The sequence below is a fragment of the Rhizobium sp. BT03 genome, from assembly GCF_030053155.1.
Classification (GTDB): domain Bacteria; phylum Pseudomonadota; class Alphaproteobacteria; order Rhizobiales; family Rhizobiaceae; genus Rhizobium.
Window position 1 is genome coordinate 115642 of record NZ_CP125642.1, and the last position, 21019, is coordinate 136660.

The 21019-nt window shown below is 59.4% G+C and carries 14 protein-coding genes; 6 read left to right on the top strand and 8 right to left on the bottom strand.

The window, feature by feature from the left end; genetic code table 11:
- Position 1: 1 nt before the first annotated feature.
- From QMO80_RS25340 to QMO80_RS25360, 5 genes are all read right to left on the bottom strand, one after another.
- The gene (locus QMO80_RS25340) at positions 2-1630 is read right to left on the bottom strand and encodes an ABC transporter ATP-binding protein (RefSeq protein WP_283201090.1); all 1629 of its coding nucleotides are present in this window, start codon (positions 1628-1630) and stop codon (positions 2-4) included.
- Positions 1627-2445, bottom strand: a complete 819-nt coding sequence (locus QMO80_RS25345) for an ABC transporter permease (RefSeq protein ID WP_283201091.1) — start codon at positions 2443-2445, stop codon at positions 1627-1629. The genes QMO80_RS25340 and QMO80_RS25345 overlap by 4 nt, the downstream gene beginning before the upstream one ends.
- Positions 2442-3386, bottom strand: a complete 945-nt coding sequence (locus tag QMO80_RS25350) for an ABC transporter permease (RefSeq protein WP_283201092.1) — start codon at positions 3384-3386, stop codon at positions 2442-2444. Before QMO80_RS25350 ends, QMO80_RS25345 begins: the two co-directional genes overlap by 4 nt.
- Positions 3387-3564: 178 nt before the next feature.
- Positions 3565-4470 (bottom strand): LysR family transcriptional regulator, encoded by a 906-nt coding sequence (locus QMO80_RS25355; protein WP_062940264.1) that lies wholly within the window; start codon positions 4468-4470, stop codon positions 3565-3567.
- Between the two features lie 37 nt (positions 4471-4507).
- Complete coding sequence (locus QMO80_RS25360) at positions 4508-5482, bottom strand: LysR family transcriptional regulator (protein WP_283201093.1); 975 nt, start codon at positions 5480-5482, stop codon at positions 4508-4510.
- A gap of 38 nt (positions 5483-5520) precedes the next feature.
- On the opposite strand from QMO80_RS25360, the gene QMO80_RS25365 reads away from it, so the two are divergent.
- Entirely contained in the window at positions 5521-6894 is a 1374-nt protein-coding gene (locus tag QMO80_RS25365) for an MmgE/PrpD family protein (RefSeq protein WP_283201094.1), read from the top strand.
- Positions 6895-6960: 66 nt separating this feature from the next.
- Here the strand turns inward: QMO80_RS25365 and yghX are convergent, their stop codons facing one another.
- The gene (gene yghX, locus QMO80_RS25370) at positions 6961-7848 is read right to left on the bottom strand and encodes a YghX family hydrolase (protein WP_283201095.1); all 888 of its coding nucleotides are present in this window, start codon (positions 7846-7848) and stop codon (positions 6961-6963) included.
- A gap of 318 nt (positions 7849-8166) precedes the next feature.
- Between yghX and QMO80_RS25375 the strand changes: the two genes are divergently transcribed.
- The 5 genes from QMO80_RS25375 (at position 8167) to QMO80_RS25395 (ending at position 13583) form a co-directional block, all read left to right on the top strand.
- The gene (locus tag QMO80_RS25375) at positions 8167-9324 is read left to right on the top strand and encodes a Gfo/Idh/MocA family protein (RefSeq protein ID WP_283201096.1); all 1158 of its coding nucleotides are present in this window, start codon (positions 8167-8169) and stop codon (positions 9322-9324) included.
- A gap of 13 nt (positions 9325-9337) precedes the next feature.
- On the top strand, positions 9338-10222 hold the full coding sequence (locus tag QMO80_RS25380; RefSeq protein WP_283201097.1) for a carbohydrate ABC transporter permease: 885 nt from the start codon (positions 9338-9340) through the stop codon (positions 10220-10222).
- A complete protein-coding gene (locus QMO80_RS25385; protein WP_049735831.1) occupies positions 10219-11076 on the top strand; it encodes a carbohydrate ABC transporter permease in 858 nt (285 codons plus the stop codon). The genes QMO80_RS25380 and QMO80_RS25385 overlap by 4 nt, the downstream gene beginning before the upstream one ends.
- 74 nt (positions 11077-11150) lie before the next feature.
- Complete coding sequence (locus tag QMO80_RS25390) at positions 11151-12356, top strand: ABC transporter substrate-binding protein (RefSeq protein ID WP_283201220.1); 1206 nt, start codon at positions 11151-11153, stop codon at positions 12354-12356.
- A 93-nt stretch (positions 12357-12449) separates the two neighbouring features.
- A complete protein-coding gene (locus QMO80_RS25395; RefSeq protein ID WP_283201098.1) occupies positions 12450-13583 on the top strand; it encodes an ABC transporter ATP-binding protein in 1134 nt (377 codons plus the stop codon).
- 134 nt (positions 13584-13717) lie between these two features.
- Here QMO80_RS25395 and QMO80_RS25400 read toward each other — a convergent pair whose 3' ends face one another.
- The gene (locus QMO80_RS25400) at positions 13718-14428 is read right to left on the bottom strand and encodes a hypothetical protein (protein WP_283201099.1); all 711 of its coding nucleotides are present in this window, start codon (positions 14426-14428) and stop codon (positions 13718-13720) included.
- Positions 14388-20867 (bottom strand): hypothetical protein, encoded by a 6480-nt coding sequence (locus tag QMO80_RS25405; RefSeq protein WP_283201100.1) that lies wholly within the window; start codon positions 20865-20867, stop codon positions 14388-14390. The genes QMO80_RS25400 and QMO80_RS25405 overlap by 41 nt, the downstream gene beginning before the upstream one ends.
- Positions 20868-21019: the final 152 nt, after the last annotated feature.

Below are 21019 nucleotides of genomic sequence, written 5' to 3' on the forward strand. Positions count from 1 at the left end.
GTCAGTTCTCCAGGCGCCATTTGAGGATCACGCCGCCCTGGGCATTGTGGTCCAGAGCGGGGATGGCCGAGAGAAGCCGTTGCGTATAGGCCTCCTTCGGGCAGTCGAAAACCGTATCGCGGTCGCCCTCCTCGATGATCCGGCCGTCCTGCATGACGACGACGCGATCGGCCACCTGTTCGACCACGCCGAGATCGTGGCTGATGAACAGGCAGGAAAAGCCGTAGCGTTTTTGCAGATCGGACAGGAGTTCGAGCACCTGCGCCCTGACCGTCACGTCAAGCGCCGAGACCGGCTCGTCGGCGATCAGGAATTTCGGCCGGCGCGCAATGGCCCGGGCAATCGCCACGCGCTGACGCTGGCCGCCCGAAAGCTCATGCGGATAGCGCTCCGCATAGTCGGCCCCAAGCCCGACTTCTTCAAGCGTCTCCAGGGCGCGCTTGCGCTTTGCCGCAGCGTCGAGATCGGGAACGAGCCGCAGCGCTTCCTCGACGAGTGCTACGATGGTCATGCGCGGATTGAGCGAGGAATAAGGGTCCTGAAACACCATCTGGCAATTCAGCCGGTAGTCCATCCAGTCGTCGTCGCGGCTGCGTCCCTTGAACCGGATATCGCCCTCGCTCTCGCGGACCAGTCCGGCGATGGTGCGGCCGAGCGTGGTTTTGCCGGAACCGGAACCACCGACAAGCGCCACGACTTCGCCCTCGTGGATATCGATGCTGACGCCATGCAGTGCCCGCTTCGGCGTTGCCTTCTTCATCAGCGACCGCCGGCCCGGATAGTCGACGACGATATCCCGCGCCGAGACCATCGGCGCCTTGGTCTTGTCGATCGTCCGCCTCTCTCCGCGGAACGGCAGGGAGGAAAGCAATTTCTTGGTATAGGGACGCTTGGGTGCGTCGAGCAGATCGGCGGTGCGTCCTTCTTCGACGATCACGCCCTTTTCCATGACGACGATGCGGTTGGTATAGCGGGCAACCATCGGCAGATCGTGACTGATCAGCAGCACGGCGGTGCCTTCCGCCTGTGTCAGTTCGACCATCAATTCCATGACGTCGCGCTGGATCACCGCGTCGAGCGCGGTCGTCGGCTCGTCGGCAATCAACAGCGCCGGTTTCAGCAGCATGACCGATGCCAGCATGATGCGTTGGCGCATGCCGCCTGAGAATTCATGCGGGTAGGACGTGAGCGCCCCGGCGGGATCGCGGATCCCGACCCGGTTCAGCATGTCGAGGATCCGGCTGCGCCGTTCTTCCTGCGAAAGTTTCGTGTGCAGCCGCAACCCTTCTTCGAGTTGGCGGCCGACGGTCATCGAGGGATTGAGCGAAGTCATCGGCTCCTGGAAGACGACACCGATTTCCGCGCCCCGCAATTGGCGCAATTGCGCGCCGTTCATCGAAAGCACGTCGCGTCCCTTGTAGGCGACGGAGCCGCCGATCGCCTTGATCGGTGCCGGCAGCAGCGAGATCAGCGCGCGTGTTGCCAGCGTCTTGCCCGAGCCGCTTTCTCCGACGATGCCGAAGATCTCGCCTGCGGCAATGTCGAAGCTGACGTTCTTGACGACCTGCACACCGGTCCCCGTGACCTGCAGCGACAGGTTGCGGACATTCAAAAGCGTTTCATTGGTCATTTCAGCCCCCTCATCCGCGGATCGAGTCTGTCCCGAAGAGCGTCGCCCAGAAGATTGATGCCGAGGAGCGTCAGGGCGATCGCCAGGCCCGGGAACAGACCCAGCCAGACCGCCTGCTCGATGAACGGCCGGCCGGCGGCCAGCATGTTGCCCCAGGTCGGCGCCGGTGGCGGAACGCCGAGACCGAGAAAGCTGAGCGCGCTTTCCGAAAGGATCGCCCAGCCGAACATCGAGGTCGCAAGCACGGTGATCGGGGCGACGCAATTGGGAAGGATATGGCGGAACATGGTGTAGAGCTCGCCATTGCCCATCACCTTCGAGGCCTCGATGAATTCCCGCTCGCGCAGCGACAGGACTGCACCCCGGACAACGCGGGCCATCGACGGAGAATAGGCAATGCCCAGCGCGAAGATGATGCCATATTGGTTGGCGCCGAAGACGGCGAGCAATCCAAGCGCCAGAAGAATGCCCGGAAAGGCGAGAAGCGCGTTGTTGACGGCCATGATGACGGCATCGATCCAGCCGCGGGCGTAACCGCTGACGAGACCGATCAGCGTGCCGCAGACGGTTGCGAATGTGACCGTCAAGGTGCCGATCCAGACGCTCGCCCGGGCGCCGACGATCAGGCGGCTGAGCACGTCGCGGCCGAATTCGTCGGTTCCGAGCCAGTGGGCGCTGCTTGGCGCCGCCAGCCGTGCCGTGAAGCCGAGCTTCATCGGATCATACGGGGTCCAGAAGAGGCCGATCGCAGCGGAGATCAGCAATGCGGCAATCAGAATGCTGCCGATGAAGCCGTTGAAGGTGACGTTTTTCATTCGGCAACTACCCGCGGATCGAACAAGGGATAGAGCAGGTCGACGACCAAATTGACCAGCACATAGGAAAGCGAGACGAACAGCAGACACCCCTGGATGACGGGGTAATCGCGGGCAAAAATGCTGTCGACCATCAGCCGTCCGAGCCCCGGAATGGTGAAGACCGTCTCGATGACGGCGATGCCGCCGAGCAGGTTGCCGAGGATCAGGCCGATGACCGTCCAGGTCGGGCCGAAGGCGTTCTTGAAGGCGTGCCGCCAAAGGACGGCGCTTTCGGAAAGCCCCTTGGCCCGGGCGTGGGTGATATAGTCTAGACGCAGCACTTCCAGCGTCGAGGCGCGTGCCATGCGGATCAACACACCCATCTCGTGAATGACCAGGGTCATGATCGGCAGCACCAGGTAGAGCAGGCCGCCGGTGACGTTGCTGCCGATCGAGACATAGCCGAGGACCGGTAGCCAGCCGAGTTGCAAGCCGAAGAAAAGCAGAAGCAGGAGACCGAGCCAGAATGTCGGGATCGACAGCAGGATCGTTGCCGTGCCGACCAGCGCCAGATCCGTCAGACTGTTCTGCCGCCAGGCGGCGATGACGCCGGCCGGCACGGCGATGAGGCTTGCCAGAAGAACGGCGACGATGACGATTTCGGCGCTGACCAGAAAGCGCGATACGACGAGCGGCAAAACCGCCTCGCCGTTGACGATCGAGCTGCCGAAGTCACCCTGGACGACATTGGCGGTCCAGATCAGGAACTGTTGCGGCAACGATTTGTCGAGGCCGAGTTCCGAGCGCATCGCCGCGATCTGGGCCGGCTCAGCCATATCCCCCAGCATCAGTGCCGCCGGATCGCCGGGTATGAAGCGGATCAGCGTGAAGACGGTCACCGAAACGAGGACGATCGTCGGCAAGGCCATCAGCAGGCGGTTCAGAACGAATTTCAGCATTTTTGTTCCCCGCGATGGGCGACGGACAGTGCCCAGCGCCATCGGTTTCGTTGCCGCAGACTATGATCGAATGAAGAAATATCCGCAATATTATGCGATTCCGTCATAAGTCTATGCGGAATAAGAGGGCAACCTAGGCGACTGCGTCGGCTTAAATGACCAGATTAAAAATCTGATTTTAAACGTCTTTTTGTGAAAGCTGGATTTGTCGTTTCAAGGCGTCACTCAGAGCGTGGGCGGCAATCGAGAGCGGCGTCCCGACCGCCCTCGCCAATCCGAACTCCTGGGTCGCGCGCGGCACGAAGGGACGGTGAACCACCGGCAGGTGGCGATAGAGATTCGCATAGAAGCTGCTGATGATCGTGACCCCCAGGCCATGCGCGACGTAGGAACAGGCCGAACTGTTGGTATGCGTCTCGATCTTGACGATCTGCTTGACGCCGGCCCGCCGGAAGGTCTGGTCGAGCGCCATACGGTTCGGCCGCTGTCGGCCAATCAGAATGAGGGGCACGTCGCGCAAATTCCTGACCGTGATTTCCTCCAGCTTCGCAAGAGGATGATCCTTCGGAACGACGCAGACGCTTTCGCCGGTCGCGACGCGCTCGACCTCGATGCCCGGTCCGCTCTCGCCCTCCATGCGCAGAAAGCCGAAATCGATCACCCGCTGCTCGACGAGCTTGTTGATCGCGGTCGTCGTCTCGAAGAAGGTTTCGATCCGCACGCCGGGGAAATCACTGATGTAATCGGCCAGCATTGCCGGCGCGAAATGCTCCCACATGCTGCTCGGCAGACCGATGCGGACGATCTCCGGGCCGGCGGCGCCGCTTCGTAAGTCCTCGGCATGGCCCGACATTCGGTCGACCGCCAGCAAGATGTTTTCGGCATCGCGGGCAAGAAGCAGGGCCTCGGGGGTGGGGACGAGACGGCCTTTGTCGCGCACGAAAAGCGACATCGAAAGATCCGCCTCGAGCTGCTGGAGGAGGCGGCTGACGCCGGACTGGCTGAGACCCATCGTCTTTGCCGTGGCAATCGTCGACCCTGTCGCCAGGAGCGTGCGCAGGACTTCCAGTTGCTTGATATTCATACGTTTGCGATCCCCCGGGACGGTTCTGGCGCCGTCATCATGCCCAGTCCGAAATGCTTTGAAGGAAGAGGCTGGCGGCCTTCGGCATCGGAAATTTCTCTCCGCTGATCAGCGCATAGGCAACCGGCAGTTCCGGTTCGAGCGGAATGAACTGCAGCGGCAGCGTCGCATATTCGCGGGCGATGATCTCGCCGACCAGTGCAATGCCGAGCCCCTGGCCGGCCAGCGCGCAGGCGCTCGCCACCGAATGCGCTTCGAGCAGCGGGCGCTGACGGATGCCGGCCTTGTAGAACAAAGCCTCCAGTTCATGGCGAACTGGGCGCTCCCTGTTCAGCATGATCAGATCCTGCCCCTTCAGGTCGCCGACCGACAATTGCCGGCTGCCGGCCTTCGGATGATCGTTGTGCAGGGCGCAGATGACCCGCGACGACATGATCTTCTCCGGCTTCAATCCCGGGCTCATCAGCGGCAGACGCGCGAAACCGAGATCGGCCTCGCCATCGGCCACCATCCGTTCGATGGCGAGATAGCTGCCGGAAGCGACTTCAACACGCATTGGGCCATTTGCGGCGAGAAAATTCTTCACCAGCTTCGGAATGCGTGTCGAGGAAAGGCTGGAGGGAAAGGCGAGCCGCAGCATGATGTCGCGCGAGCGACCGCTCTCGAGCTCCATCGCCGCCGTTTTCAAGGCCCGCAGCCGGTCGGAAATGGCCCGGATTTCCGGGCCGAGCTGCAGCCCCTCGCGGGTCGGTTGAAGCCGGTTCTTTTCCCGGTCGAAAAGCCGGACGCCGAGATAGTCTTCCAGTTGCTGCAGCAAGCGGCTGGCGTTCGATTGCGAGATCCCGAGCTCGACGGAAGCGGCGATCGTCGAGCCCGTTGCAGCGATGGCGTCATAGGCCTCGATATGCTTCAGGCTGATCGCCGCACTCGTGTCTCGCGCCATTCTATCCCCAATATCGATAGCCCTACCCGCAAACCGCATAAGATTGCGGACCTCAGGAAATTTGAACATTTTCGCTGAGAACCAAACTCACGGAAAGACTTTCGTCAATGGTCACCATTCTCCGGACGATCGCGCAACAGCTCCTGTCGCGAACGACGTTCTCAACCCTCGCCATCGAACGGGCAAGCGATGCCGTGGTCGACACCATCGGCTGCATGATTGCAGGCAGCGGCGATGAAAGCGTCGCCGCGCTCACCCGCGCTTTCGACGGGGAAATCGCCGGCGGCGGCCAAGCGCGGCTCATCACCGGCGGCTTGGCCTCGCCCTCGCTTGCCGCACTCATCAACGCGACGGCGGCGCATGCGCTCGATTTCGATGACAATTTCCATCCGGCGAGGGCGCATGCCTCCGCGGTGCTGGTGCCGGCGCTGCTGGCGGTTCTGACGAGCGGCAGGGGCACAAGCGGAAGACGATTTCTCGAGGCCTACCTGGCTGGGCTGGAAGCGCAGGCGGCGGTCGGCTTCGGCGTCAATCCCTCTCACTACAACAGGGGCTGGCACGCAACGGCGACGGTCGGCAGCATCGGGGCCGCGGCTGGCGTGGCCCGGCTTCTCGGTGCCGACGAAAACGGCTTAGTCGCGGCGATGAGCCTTGCGACGAGCTTCGCCTGCGGCCCGAAGGGGCAATTCGGTACGGCCGCCAAACCGCTTCATGCCGGCATTGCAGCGCGTAATGCCGTGGATGCGGCGCGCATGGCGCTTGCGGGTCTGAGCGGCCGGCCGGATATCCTCGAACGGCCGCAAGGCTTCCTCGACCTTTTCGGGGGCGATGATGCCAGGGGCTGGGAGGGCCTGACATTCGAGCAGGAGCATATCATCGAAAGCCGGGGCGTGGTGACCAAGCGCCATCCCTGCTGCGCTTCAACCCATCGCGCCATCGACGCGCTTCTGGATCTGAAGCAGGAGCATCGGCTTTTGGCGGATGATATTGCCGGGATCGAGACGAAAGTCGGCATATCCGCTGCCCGCAACCTCGCTTATCCCGACCCCGCCGATGAGATGCAGGCACGTTTCTCGATGCAATATTGCCTGGCGACGGCTTTCCTCAAAGGCTGCCTTAGCCTTTCGGACTTTACACGGCAGCAGATCGGGCGCCCGGAAATCCGGGAATTCATGCCGCGCATCGACATGCAGTCCTATTCGGCCGATGAGGAAAAAGGCGTGGAGCGCCTCCCGCATGTCGTCACGGTCATGATGCGCGACGGGCGCATTTTGAAAAAGTCCCGCCTGCATGCGAAGGGATCGCGCGAAGCGCCGATGAGCGTTGACGAACGTCAAGTCAAATTCATGGACTGCTTGCGCTGGGGAAATCGGAGCGTGTCCGACGCCTCTTTCCGCCAGCTTCGCAAGCTTGCCGAATTTGAAAACCTGTCCGGCGACGGTTCTTTCTGGAGCCTGATCACCGACCGTCAGTCGCCTTGACCGCACGCAAGCACGAATAGAGGGCGGGAGCACGTCCCGCCCGCAGCATCGTCCAACTCGGCCTTCTCAGGCGAGGTATTTCTTAAACCAGTCGACCGTGCGCTGCCAGGCGAGCTTGGCGGCCGCTTCGTCGTAGCGCGGCGTGGTATCATTGTGGAAGCCGTGATTGACGTCGGGGTAGACATAGGCCTCGTAGGTTTTTTGAGATGATTTCAGCGCGGCCTCATAGGCCGGCCAGCCTTCGTTGATGCCCTTGTCCAGCCCGGCATAATGCAGAAGCAGGGGCGCCTTGATCTTCGGCACGTCCTCGGCGCGCGGCTGCCTGCCGTAGAAAGGCACGGCGGCGGCCAGTTCGGGATAGGCGACCGCCGCGGCATTGGCGACACCGCCGCCATAGCAGAAGCCGGTAATCCCGACCTTGCCGGTGGTGAGATCGCTCTTCATCAGAAATTCCACGGCCGCGAAGAAGTCGTTCATCAGCTTTTCCGGGTCGACCTTCTGCTGCAGCTCCCGTCCCTTTTCGTCATTGCCGGGGTAGCCTCCGACCGATGTCAGGCCATCCGGGGCCAGCGCGATGAAACCGGCCTTCGCCACGCGCCGCGCCACATCCTCGATATAGGGGTTGAGGCCCCTGTTTTCGTGCACGACCACCACGGCGGCGACTTTGCCGGTGGCGTTTTTCGGGCGGACGAGATAGGCGCGGACATCGCCATTTCCTTTCGGCGAGGGATAGGTGATGTATTCGGCTGATATATCGGGATCGGTGGCCTCGACCTGGGTCGCCAGCGCATAATCGGGGCTCAGCGACGAGAGAATGGCGGCTGCCGTCAGCCCGCCGACGGCGAATTTGCCGGCCCGGTCGAGAAACTCGCGCTTGGTGATCTTCCCGTGCGCGTAGTAATCATAGAGTTCGAGAAGTTCCTGCGGGAAATCCTTGGCTGTCATGCGGGTCATGATGGCTCCTCCTTGCCTCGGGTTCTCGCACCATCCTACACACGTAAACTCACGTGTCTTTTCAACATTTCGCGAGTCTCGCGTGTGCTTGCCGCAGCAGAAGCAGAGGCTGAATTCACTGCGGCCGCTTCAAGCGGTGCGCGCTCCTCCCTTCGGCGATCCGCCTCCCGCCTGCAGCAGCCGGCAATCGACATCCGCCTACCGCTCTATGAAAATAAATTTCATACTCCTGCTGTGATGCCCGTTTTCTATTGACGCCCCTCGTTTTTTGTCCCAACTTAAAGAAAATAAATTACCTAAACTGGGAACTTGATCGGCATGAAAGTGGGAATCATCGGGCTGGGATTCCGGCTCGGCTATCTCGGCTACGTCTTCAAAGCGATCGATAGCAGCTTCGATATTGTCGGCTATGTGGATCCGGAACCCGCCGGACTTCCAGGATTGACGGAAAAGGGAATTTCGGTCGGCAAGGCCTATGGCTCGCCGCAGGAGCTGCTCGCTTCCGAAAAGCTCGATCTGCTGATGATCGGCTCCCCCAATCACCTGCATCTTGATCACATCAGGCTCGGGCTGCAAGCCGGGCTCAAGATCTTCTGCGAAAAGCCGATCGTCACCACGATCGCCGAAAGCATCGAGCTTGCCCATCTGATGGCGAAGTTCGGCCATGAGCGGCTGATGGTCGGCCTGGTGCTGCGTTATTCGCCCCTCTACAAGGATCTGCGCGCCATCCAGGCCGAGGGCAAGCTCGGCCAGATCGTCTCGATCGAGGCCTCCGAACACATCGAGCCCTATCACGGCGCCTTCTTCATGCGCGACTGGCGCCGCTACGAGCGCTATTCCGGCAGCTTCATGCTGGAGAAATGCTGCCACGACCTCGACCTTTATAATGGTGTCGTCGGCGCGCGGCCGGAGCGGGTCGCGAGTTTCGGCGGCCGCAAGAGCTTCATTCCGGCCAACGACCCGGCGCGCGAAGGGATCAACGACCTCGAGCTTTTCCACCGCAAGCCGAGCGGCTGGATGGGATCGGACAAGGTCTTCGACAGCGATGCCGACATCATCGATTACCAGGTGGCGATCGTCGAATATGAAAACGGCGTCGGCATGAACTTCCACACCAATCTGAACGTGCCCGACCAGTTCCGCCGCTTCGCCATCATGGGCTCGCGCGGCATGGCCGAGGGCGATTTCGTCCGCGGCTATCTCGATGTGCACGAGCAGCTGACCGGCAACAAGGTGGTCGAGAACAAATATGCCGCCACCGAGCTCTCCCAGCATTATGGCGCCGATGAACAGATGGCGAGCGACCTCCTGGAAAGCGTGCGCACCGGGCTCGAGCTTCCGGTTTCCACGCTGAATGCGCTCGAAGCCGGCATTCTGGCGCTCGCGATGGACGAAGCGAGGATGAAGAAAACCGTCGTCGATCTGCGTCCCGTCTGGGACCGCTTCGACGAGGCCCTTCACGCCAGAGCGGCTTGAGGACGGCGGCAAGATGAGTGTTCAAAGAAGCGCCTTCATCTTCGCCTGGATCCTCCTCCTTCCGGCCGTTCTCTATGTTCTCGCCATCGTCGCCTATCCGCTCGTCGATACCTTCATTCTCTCCTTCACCGATGCATCGCTGAAGAAGACCACCAACTGGGTCGGCTGGGTCAATTACGAGAAGATCTTCAACGCCACCTTTGCCGAGGTCATCTTCCGCACCTTCATCTGGACCTTTTTCTCGGTCGCGCTGAAAATGGTAATCGGCACCTTCGGCGCCTGCATGCTGAATGCCGCCGTGCCCGGCCGCTCGCTGTTCCGGCTACTGACCATGCCGCCCTGGATCGTGCCGATGGCGATCGGCATCTTCATGTGGGGCTGGATGTATAATGGCCAGTTCGGGATGATATCGGGCGTTTTGCAGCGCTTCGGGCTGGTCGACGGTCCGGTCGCCTTCCTCGCCTATGGCAGCACCGCCTTCTGGGCGACGATCGTCACCGACGTGTGGATCGGCGTGCCGCTGGTGACGATCTATTTCCTGGCGGCGATCCAGTCTATTCCGAAGGATCTTTACGAGGCCGCATGGACCGACGGCGCCGGCCGCTGGTATCGCTTCCGCCGCATCACCTTGCCGCTGATGGTGCCCGCCATCATCACCATGTCGATGCTGTCGCTGATCGCCACCTTCAACTCGTTCGACATCATCTGGATCCTGACGCAGGGCGGACCGAGCGGCGAGACGACGACGATGATCATCGATACCTATCAGACCGCCATCGGCTCGAAGAAATATGGCGAAGGGGCGGCCCGCGCCGTGCTGATCTGCATCTTCCTGTCGCTCTTCTGCTTTGCCTATTTCCGCGTCACCCGCCGCCTCAACCCGGAGAAGCGCGCATGAGCAGTCCCGCCATGATCGACCGTTACCGCTGGTGGGAGATCATCCTGATCTATTGCGGCATCGCGCTCTTTCTGTTCTTCGTGCTGGCGCCCTTCTTCGAAGGCTTCATGGTGTCGCTGAAGCCGCTCAGCCAGCTCTTCTCCTCGCCCTACCGCTTCTGGCCGGAGAATGGTTCCTTCGAGGCCTACCGGACGATGTGGGTCAGCGTCCCGGGCTTCGGGCGCTATATCTTCAACTCCTTCTTCATCTCGATCATCGTCACGCTGATCGTGCTCTGCCTCGTCATTCCGGCGGCCTATGCCTTTGCGAAGTTCGAATTCAAGGGCATGGGCATCCTGCTCGGCGCCTTCCTGACGGTGAACATGTTCTCCGGCGCCGTGCTGCTGATCCCGCTCTTCCGGCTGATGCGCAGCATGGGCGTGCTCAACACCTATCTCGCCATGATCGTGCCGGGCGTCGCCTTCCTGATCCCCTCGGCGATCTGGCTGCTGCGCACCTATATGATCCGTATCCCGCAGGAACTCAACGAAGCCGCCTACATGGATGGCGCCAGCCATTTCTACACGCTGCGCCGCGTCATCCTGCCGATTGCGATGCCGGGGATCATCGTCGTCGCCATCACCACCTTCATCGGCGCTTACGCCCAGCAATTCATCTTCGCGCTGACCTTCAACTCGAAGACCGAATACATGCCTTTGCCGGTGGGTCTCTTTGCTTACTTCGGCAAGCAGGAGGTTATCTGGAACGAACTCATGGCGGCTTCCTTTGTCGGCATCGCGCCGGCAATGGTCGTCATCTTCTTCCTTCAGCGCTACCTCGTCGGCGGGCTGACCGCCGGTGCGGTGAAACAATAAGACCAAAAAAACGAGTGAACAGCTAACACAAGAACGGGAGTCACGACGTGAGTATAACAATCAAGACAGGCCTTATGGCGCTCGCCTTGCTCGGTTCGACCGCACTGACCGCGGTCACTGCCCAGGCGGCCGACAAGGAAATCAGCTGGATCTATTGCGGCGACACGATCGACCCGGTCCACGTCAAATACATCAAGCAGTGGGAAGAAAAGAACGCGGGCTGGAAGATTGCGCCCGAAGTCGTCGGCTGGGCGCAGTGCCAGGACAAGGCAACGACGCTGGCCGCCGCCGGCACGCCTGTGGCCATGGCCTATGTCGGCTCGCGCACGCTGAAGGAATTCGCCCAGAACGACCTTATCGTTCCGGTGCCGATGACCGACGACGAGAAGAAGACCTATTACCCCCACATCGTCGACACGGTGACCTTCGAGGGCAACCAGTGGGGCGTTCCGATCGCCTTCTCCACCAAGGCGCTCTACTGGAACAAGGACCTGTTCAAGCAGGCCGGCCTCGATCCCGAGAAGCCGCCGAAGACCTGGGCCGAAGAAATCGAGATGGCAAAGACCATCAAGGAAAAGACCGGCATTCCGGGCTTCGGTCTCTCCGCCAAGACGTTCGACAACACCATGCACCAGTTCATGCATTGGGTTTACACCAATAACGGCGCGGTGACCGATGCCGACGGCAAGGTCACGCTCGACAGCCCGCAGATTCTCGCCGCGCTGAAGGCCTATAAGGATATCGTCCCCTACTCCGAAGAAGGCCCGACGGCCTATGAGCAGAACGAAGTCCGCGCCATCTTCCTCGATGGCAAGGTGGCGATGATCCAGGCGGGCTCCGGTGCCGCCGACCGCCTGAAGAAGACGCAGATCAGCTGGGGCATCACCACGCTGCCGCTCGGCCCCGACGCCAAGGGCCCGGGCACGCTGCTGATCACCGACAGCCTGGCGATCTTCAAGGGCTCCGGCGTCGAGGACAAGGCGACCGAGTTCGCCAAGTTCATCACCTCGCCCGATGTCCAGTCGGAATACGAGCTGCAGGGCGGCGCCGGCCTCACCCCGCTGCGTCCCTCGAAGAAGGTCGACGAGTTCGTCGCCAAGGATCCTTACTGGAAGCCGCTCATCGAGGGCATCAGCTATGGTGGTCCGGAGCCGCTCTTCACCGACTATAAGGGCTTCCAGAACTCGATGATCGAGATGATCCAGTCGGTCGTGACAGGCAAGGCCGAACCGGAGGCAGCACTCAAGAAGGCTGCCGCCGAAATCGAAGCCTTCAAGTAAGCCCTTTTGAGGCTCGCCCTGGGGTCGCGGCACAAGCCGCGGCCCCTCCCCCATATCGAATGTGCGACGAAGGCCGCCGGCGGAGACAGATTTTTGGGACAGCTCCTTCTCAACAAAGTTCAGAAATTCTACGGCGACTACGAAGTTCTGAAGGGCGTGCAGCTCGAGGTGAGGAATGGCGAGTTCGTCGTCTTCGTCGGGCCGTCGGGCTGCGGCAAATCCACCCTGCTGCGGATGATCGCCGGCCTCGATGCGACGACGGCAGGCGACATCGTCATCAACGGCGTCAGGGTCAACGACCTGCCGCCCGTCAAGCGCGGCATCGCCATGGTGTTCCAGTCCTACGCGCTCTATCCGCACATGACGGTTTTCGAAAATATCGCCTTCCCGCTGCGCGTCGAAAAGATGGAAGAGGCAAAGCTCAAGGCCAGGGTGGAGAATGCGGCGCGCATCCTGCACCTCGAAGAGCGGCTGCAGCAGAAGCCCGGCATGCTTTCCGGCGGCCAGCGCCAGCGCGTCGCGATCGGCCGCGCCATCGTGCGCGAACCGAAGATCTTCCTGTTCGACGAGCCGCTCTCCAACCTCGATGCGGCGCTGCGCGCCGATATGCGCATCGAGCTTGCCAAGCTGCACCGGCAGCTGAAGGCCACGATGATCTATGTGACGCACGACCAGGTCGAGGCCATGACGATGGCCGACCGCATCGTCGTGCTCGATGCCGGCAATATCTCCCAGACCGGCGCGCCGCTGGAGCTTTATCACAAGCCTGCCAATAAGTTCGTCGCCGGCTTCATCGGCAACCCGAAAATGAATTTTCTCCCCGTCACCTGCAAGGGCGTCAGCGCCGCCGGCGTCGAAGTGGAGTATCGCGGCCAGACCGCCCTCCTGCCGGTGACGCCACGCGACGGCATATCAGGCAAAACCCTGACACTCGGCATCCGCCCCGAGCATATCCAGCTCAACGGCGGCGATATCGTCTTCACCGTCACCCCGACCGTCATCGAACGCCTCGGCGCCAATACGGTCGCCTATGCCTCGCTCAACGGCGAAGCCGAGAACTTCTGCGCCATGCTCCCCGGCAGCGTCGGCATCCGCGCCGATGCGCCGGTTGCGACCGGCATCAATGCCGCCGATTGCCATCTCTTCGACGAGGCGGGCATTGCCTTTGAGCGGCGGGTGGAACTGACCGAAATTGATATGAATGTGATCAACCCGACGGCGGCTTGAAGCGGCTGGCTAGGTGTCGGCAGTTCGTCCTGCCGGGGTTGGTTCCGGGGGCGAAAGCTGCCCGCGATCACGATGCGGCGCGAGGCGCATTCTTTTCTCGCGACTTTACCCACGAAGCGCTCTGTCCGGTACGACTATAATTCCGAGTTGTCGTCTTGGTCTTCGTTGGACGGCACCGTGATTATTCGAATTTGCGGGAGCCTTTCATTTATCAGGAGTTCGTACGGGTTCGGCTTGGGGATCGGAGCGAGGCCACGCACTTCCCGTTCCAGAGCGTCGAGAGCCCGTCGGGCATCATCTATCTCTGAAAGCACGTAAGTCTTGGGGTCAAAATTATTGGCCTCTGCTTGGCGTTTTCGCGGCCGCGGTTTAGGTTTCGCCTTCAACGCTTCCTTCTGGTACTCGGCGAGCCAAATGTTCAATGCGCCGATGATTTCAGCTTCCTCGTCCGAGAGGAACTTGCTTTGTTCAACCTGCGCACTAGGCGCTTTGTCTAGCAGAAGGAAGACTATGATCTGTCGTATAGCGGAATAGAGGTCGCAGAGCGCGGTGCTTCCATCTTGACTGTGCAGGCTCCATCTATTTTCATCCGGATTCAGCGTTCTGATGACGCCAAGCAGAGGTTTGAGATCGCGAAGCGGGTCGATTCTATCCAGCGATCGGCGGTGCTCCCAAAACTTCAAGATAGCGTTCGCCGCCGCAGCTCGGCGATCGGCAATATCTGCGGAAGTTGCTTCTTCGGCGTCTTGGATAAGCTCGGCGATATGATGAACTAGCCATCGACCAAGCGTATCGACTCCAGATTCAAGCTCGTACTCGGCGACGAGACGTTTGCCAAACGCCAAAGTCTCCTCTGCAGTCGCGGATGGAGCCGTCCCTTGTGAGGAGGATGATTTTGTCGTGGGTTTTCTTTTTTTCATCTGATTCGTAAGAGTGCTGGTATTGATTCCGAAGTCTGCGATCGATCCGTACCTCGAAGATTAGGTCCATATCCTCTTTCTGCAAGAACGACTGAATGATGTCCTCTCGTGCCCAAAGCCGCCAACCGTCAGATTTAGTTCGGCGAGGATAATCGTTTTCGCGTGATGGCTCATCGCACCATGCTTCATATATTAAAGCTGCCTCGCCTGTGTCTTTACAAACCCAAATTGCCGCGCCGTCCGTTTGCTGAACCAGACCGAATGAACTAATCAGTGCTTTCCCCGGTCCGGCGTGGATTCGACCGACCTCATAACGCGAAGGATCGCGGCTGTCGAAGCCAGCATCTCCCTGAAAATAAGCGAGCCAGCCGGTGAGCTGGTAAGGTGGAGCGTTGATCTCGGCGTCGTCGTCTTCATCGGGAATACGGAAATCAAAGTGGTTGCCGACCGTCTGAAGCGCTCGAACCAGCGACAAAGCTGGCTTAGGGGACACTAGAGCGGTGGAGACGGAGATATTTTCTTCACGCTTGGGAAAATGTGCCGTGCAATAACCCTTAACGACAATCCAGCCTGGCCGCGAAGGCATTGAGAGCCCGATTTCTCTTAGGATCTCGTCCCGCCGCACATTGAACAGCCAACCTTTATCAGTCCGCGGGTCTGCACGCCAGAATTGCGCCTCCAACGGCGTAGTGCTGCGGTGATCGGACAACCACTCCGGCGGCGAGGTGGGGAGATATTGTCCAAGCCAATAATCAAAGCGATCAAAGGACATTTCGCTTTTTGTGGCCGGATGCGTCTCCAAGAGTTCGCCAATCGTGCAGTGCATTGCATGCCATTCAAGATAGTTTCCGTATCGCTCGATCGTGGGCATTGAACCGTGGCCGTTACTCCACAGGCCGAAACGCCGCTCGTCGTATCGGCCTTTTCTTGATTCCTTGTCCCACCAGTTTGCCTCTGGATCCGCGCCCCATCGATCTATGATCCATCGCTCTGCGATAGCCAAAACCTGATCTGGAGAGACGGTCGGAAAGATACGCAAGATATCTTCGTACCAGTATCGCAAAGTGTCTAGGACACCGAACTGGAACCGTCGCTCTTCATCCCGGCGATAGTTCTCAAACGACGTGCCCGATTTTCTTTCTTTGCCGGTTTCGCCTTTGAGAGGAAGATTAACCCTTTCAAGAGCCAGTTTCTCGGCGGCATCCAGGTTGACGTTGCCCGCTAATGTCATTTGAAGAAGCGTGCGTTTGGCATACTCGCGGATCAACACGTGCGGCAGAAGCTGGGAGGTCGCGAGGCTGAAGATGACATCTTTGAAAGGCGCCAGCGCTGTGGGGCTTTCTGCGCTGACTCGATACATTGCGAGCGCTAGCCACAAGCGCGCACCAAGGAAGAAAAAGGGCGCGTTGGGATCGCGAAACGCCGCGTCCCCAACGCGATCGACTTGCGAGATCGTTGCATTGAAAGCATCCCGGCACCTCAGTCGGGCAAGTTTCCGAAAGCAATGGGCGGCACGCCAACGAATGCGAGTGTCGATATCGCTCATAAGCGCAAAGACAAATCGTCCTATCGCCTCAGGCGTTTGCAGTGGGGTGTCTTGAAGCGGCAATGCTTGGCGCTGCGCCGCAGGAATCCGCGCAAGCATCCGGTCACTATACCAACTCAAGACGAAACCAAGATCGCGGGGCGCGATACCCTCGCAAATCAGCTCGGCGACGCCAAAGAGAGACCGACTGCTCAAAAGGTCGCCGTTCTCAGCCACTCCTGACAGGATAACGTTCAGTTTGTCGTTGGCGTCGAGACCAGTCAGTTGCAGCATTTCTGGGAGCGTCGATTGGCCTTGCTTGATCCAGCGTGCAAGGCTGGCAAACTGATTGACGATAACAGCGGGAAGCTCTTCACGGCACCATCGATCAACGGAAGGCGTGCCTCTCCATTGTTTGATGGTTGCAGAAAGAACCTCCTCTCTGGTCCCACTCCAAATCGCTTCGTCCGAGATGGAGGCAACTGCTTTGAGAAATGGAACCCTGTGCTTCACGCCCGATGACGCGTTCATCATTTTTTCGAGCAGTTCGCGATCAGTGTAACGCAGCCCCGATGAGTTCGCCTCCTTGAGAATCTTCTCAATCTCTTCGGCATCAAGGAATGGTTCGATCGGTTCAAACACAAATTCCTTCGGTAGTTCGTCGGTTATTTCCCACGCGGGTAGACGGCCAAGGCGGACCGCCCCGACGGGCTGCTCTTGGCCTTCAAGCAGTTCGCGGAAATCTACGGTTCGTTGAAGGCGCTTGGTCCATGATCCCCCGCGCGCAGATGCTGGAAGCTGTTCAAGGACGGCCTTACCAATGCTGATGCGTTCCGACTGGGAGGCGTGCAGCAACGCGTCTTTGGCGACTTCTTCAAACACGTCGTGGTCGCCTTGGGATGCATGGCTCGTTATGTTCCGGCAGATCGTGCGATTGGCAGATTCCATGACGCCAGCCAGCGCTGCGGCCTCGCCAGCGCTGATCAATTTGCGTTTGAGGGCGAGCGGGATCAGCGTTTCTAAGGTCGTCTCCAGTTGGACAACTCCCTCATCCGCCCATCGCGAAACACCAGCAAGGGCGCATGGTAGATCAGTGGCGACCAAAGCACCAACACTCGCATTCCAATTAAAGTCTCGACTGGATAGCCGCTCGTACGCCCCGGAAACAAAGGTGAACAAACTGCCGGCGATGCGGCGGCTTTCTTGCGGATCGTCAAAGCTCGCCGCTTCCGCCGCAGATTGGGCAAACTCAACCTGATCGATGGCCTCCTGGTCGATCTCCTTCGCTATGTTTACGGCATCGTTGAAGAGGGCTTCGGAATCAGACCGGCTAACGGGCAGCGCGAGCCGTGCGAGGCGGACCATGGTTTCCAATTTGTCAGAGGCGGACGCCCGCGCGTCGCACACTTCCGCCGAAGCCTTGGCAATCAGTTCGATGAGAGCGTTCGCTTCGGCCGGACGCACCCGCATCTGCTCCCAGAGCTTGGCTCGGCGCAGGGCGAGCCAGTCGCCGTACTTACCATGCAGCAGGTCGCTGGCCCACGTCTCTAGTTCGGCGGCTGTAGTCTCGGGGACAATTAGAAGACTCATAACAGCACGTCCTGCGATCGTGCGCAGACTAATGCTATCATGATCTTGGTCGAACTCCCATGCCGAGGAGCGGATTGAGCCCAGCGACCTAAGAAGCGACGGAGACGCGGGCTGCCCGTCTCGGCTGCCGGTTAATACGGCAAGACGAGCTGCATACACAGGGAACAATGTATGCAGGATGGTCTGGAGGCGGCGATCTCTTTGACTGTCCAGCGGCGATTTGCGCGTTGCTTTCTTCGAACTATTTTTCGGTTCGTCTTCTGGCGGCGGCAATGGCTCCAACGATTTCACATAGGCCAAAAATCGCTTGATCTCCGACGGTTCTCCTTCAAGGGCAGCCAGCAGCAGCCAGCACCGATAAAGCGCATCGATGCGGTAGCAATCAGAGCCATATAAATGGCGCGGTTTACCTTCCACAGATATTAGAATTCTTTTCAATGCTGCTACGAGGACAGTCGTATTGACCTTGAGGCGGTAGGCCAACTCGCACGAGGTAATGAACACGTCCAGTAGTTTTTTGTCCCAGTCTTCTTCACTATACGAGCTGAAGAATGTTCCAGGGTCGGGGACGAATTTGCGCCGGATACGTTTCAAGGACTGTTCGATAGCATTGACGTCAATACTTTCACCCGCGCTCGCGAGTGCCGACCAGACGATTAGGTCCCATGGTCGAGGAACGAGGTTTTGGTCTAACAACTCGCGCAGGACGTTCGATTTCCCCGTGGAAATCAATTCTGGAATGAGGATGAAAGCGACGCGAAGCGGCACGCTAGGTGGCGACCACCGCATCAGACTGTAAAACGCCTGCTCTGGCCCTACAAGGTAGAGGATTGCTTCAGTCCGCGCGGCAATATCGCGATCTTCAATCTCCCAGTCATTGATTTTGTCTCCCTGAACATTCTCGCGTTCCCGAAGCCATGCATCGTAAAAGTGGAGTTGCTCCCTAGTCGTTATACCGTCATCCGCGCGGCTGGCTCTTGCGGCGTCATGGGCGAGAAAAGTACCATGCCTTGCTATACGATCGCGCTCCAGTAATATGGTCCTTCGCAGTGAAGCCCCGCTGAACTCGACGGACAAATCGAGTTCCCTTTCGAGCAAATCGGTAAGCGTGCTGTCGTCCTTCTCAGCCTCGGCACTGATCAGAATGGTCTTCAGTGCATCAACTACTGTGCCCGCGTGCCGAGATGCCCGAAGAGCGAGCCATAGCCGCCGCACCTGGACTTGGCGCTTCAAAACCGCATCGCCGATAGCAGTGACCTGCGGATCACGTTCAATGACGGTGAGAAGCTGATTTACCCGATTAGCGGCGCCGAGCGCATCAGCTACGTGCAGGGAGGCATAAGGATCGGTCGCGAAGTTCGATAGAAAATCATCTGCGATGCGTGCGAGGGTGGCAATTTTGTGCTTATGCGCTGTCTCTTTTATGTATGTTTCGAAGTCCTCGTCCGCGATCGAGACTGCTCCATCATGGAGTCTAAGCCCAGGTACGAGATCACCCGCCCAGTCGCGAACAATGCCGTCTTGTGAACCCGCAACCCGCGCTATGGCGCCAACATTGGCCGGGGCGGGCAGAAATGCCAAAGCCGCCAACAGACGGTCAAATATCGCGGCCTGCCCAAGCTTCTTCAGCGCTGAATCAAAGGTCAAGCTGAGAACGTCGGGCAGCGTTTTTCCTCCGGGACGCAGCACGTCCAGAAGATTGGAGCGGTCCGCGCTCGATGCGGATAATGCGTATGCCTGCACGCGGGGATTCTGGTGTGAGAGCCCATGGAACTGCTCGACGTAGGTATCAGACGGGTTCGATACCACAGTCTCTAGGTGCCGCTTTGTCTCCGATAGATCAAATAAGGGGCACTCGACTTCGACGGTGTTTGGTGGCAGCAATAGGATGTCTTTGCGTGCCGTGCGTGTCGAAAGAATGAAGCGCACATTGTACGGAAGCTCCGCAAGATTAGCGTGGGCGAGATCGTGGACAAAGGAACGTTCTTGCGGGTTTGCGGCACTGGCCGCTGCCACGGAGTTGTCGGCAGCGTCTATGATGATGACGAGAAATGCCCTGGAATCGAGTTGTTCCAGCGCTTTCGCCGCCGTTTTAAGTTTTGACAGGAAAAGGCCGACATGCGCCGGGTGTTTCAAGTCCCTCGGGATAAAAAGCGGCAATTGCAGAGCCAGCGCAATCTCGTTGGACAGTTGCAAAAAAGCTTTTTCCGGGAGATGACGCTTGTCGTCGGCATAGATATACCGACCGCCGCCAAAGCAATCAAAGTTCACAGAAACGGACCCTGACGGTAGTCCATCTTGGACCTGGCGCATGAGGGTTGTTTTCCCGCAACCGCCAACGCCGCGGACCAAGATGACATTCGTTCCATTGTTCAACAGAGTCAGGACAGTATCAGCGGCCGCGCGTTTAATGGGATTGGAGGGAAGACGGATATCGGGTTCCGATGGAAACAGGCCCTCACGAGCGGAAAAGCCAAACCAGAGGAGGACATTCTTTTCTGTCACTACCTCATTCGCGCGTTCCGGCAGCATGAGGTCGCGGACACGCATTTGAAGGTCGCGGGCTTCCGAGGAAACATCGTCGCCAAGATGCTCGGCGACAACGCCTATAATGTTTTCTTGGAGCTTAAAGCGCGAACCAACGCCGCATTCCGTGACATCGAGGCAAGCGACAAATTCGGCAAACTCGGATTGGTTTAAACCAGTAGCGCTTTGAAGATCGCGCAGGTTTGTAACGATAGAGTTCGGCAGCCCCGCCGTCGCGAAATCGCCGGTCCATCGGGCCGCCAGCGCTATGCCTAGTTCATTTGCGATTGCCTGATTGCTGACGAAGCGGATTCTAAGCGCCGCTCCGGCCTTCATCCGGGCTTTCCCGTCCTCGAAAGCGTCTGCCAGCTTGCGAATGGCAGAGTTGTTTCCCTTTTTTGCGGTGTTGTAAGTCAGCCTGGCTAGGGTCCAAGGGCTCTCTGGGTTTGCCGACGAATATTTTAGCTGCGCGAATTCAACCCGATCGGCGGCTTCGAGCGAAGCCGCGCCATAGTACAGCGCGACATCAACGCCATCCCATGTCGCGCCATCCGCATCAGCGGGAGTGTCCGCCTTCACTCCTTCAACGCCGACTGCAGTAAGGTTGGTCCCTGGCTTCAACAGTTCAAGAATTTGCAACAGGGCCCAAAGTTCGTGGAATTGGTCCCCTGCGTTGGACCCTCGCGCCCCACGATAGTCTATGTTGGTCGTTGAATTGATCAAGAAGAGCCCCGCAGCCTGATGACTATGCCCAAGACGTCGTATATGTTCACGCGATCATTCTGACACAGGCCTCTTCGCCCGTCACTCGGCTACGAACGTTTGTGTTGGAGCTTACCAAAAGCTGAAGGATCGCAAACGGCCCCAAAGCGGAC

What these genes read in the sequence shown, in the direction of transcription:
- QMO80_RS25340 (WP_283201090.1), bottom strand. Translation starts at nt 1,630, where the DNA reads ATGACCAATGAAACGCTTTTGAATGTCCGCAACCTGTCGCTGCAGGTC.
- QMO80_RS25345 (WP_283201091.1), bottom strand. Translation starts at nt 2,445, where the DNA reads ATGAAAAACGTCACCTTCAACGGCTTCATCGGCAGCATTCTGATTGCC.
- QMO80_RS25350 (WP_283201092.1), bottom strand. Translation starts at nt 3,386, where the DNA reads ATGCTGAAATTCGTTCTGAACCGCCTGCTGATGGCCTTGCCGACGATC.
- QMO80_RS25355 (WP_062940264.1), bottom strand. Translation starts at nt 4,470, where the DNA reads ATGAATATCAAGCAACTGGAAGTCCTGCGCACGCTCCTGGCGACAGGG.
- QMO80_RS25360 (WP_283201093.1), bottom strand. Translation starts at nt 5,482, where the DNA reads ATGTTCAAATTTCCTGAGGTCCGCAATCTTATGCGGTTTGCGGGTAGG.
- QMO80_RS25365 (WP_283201094.1), top strand. Translation starts at nt 5,521, where the DNA reads ATGGTCACCATTCTCCGGACGATCGCGCAACAGCTCCTGTCGCGAACG.
- yghX (WP_283201095.1), bottom strand. Translation starts at nt 7,848, where the DNA reads ATGACCCGCATGACAGCCAAGGATTTCCCGCAGGAACTTCTCGAACTC.
- QMO80_RS25375 (WP_283201096.1), top strand. Translation starts at nt 8,167, where the DNA reads ATGAAAGTGGGAATCATCGGGCTGGGATTCCGGCTCGGCTATCTCGGC.
- QMO80_RS25380 (WP_283201097.1), top strand. Translation starts at nt 9,338, where the DNA reads ATGAGTGTTCAAAGAAGCGCCTTCATCTTCGCCTGGATCCTCCTCCTT.
- QMO80_RS25385 (WP_049735831.1), top strand. Translation starts at nt 10,219, where the DNA reads ATGAGCAGTCCCGCCATGATCGACCGTTACCGCTGGTGGGAGATCATC.
- QMO80_RS25390 (WP_283201220.1), top strand. Translation starts at nt 11,151, where the DNA reads ATGGCGCTCGCCTTGCTCGGTTCGACCGCACTGACCGCGGTCACTGCC.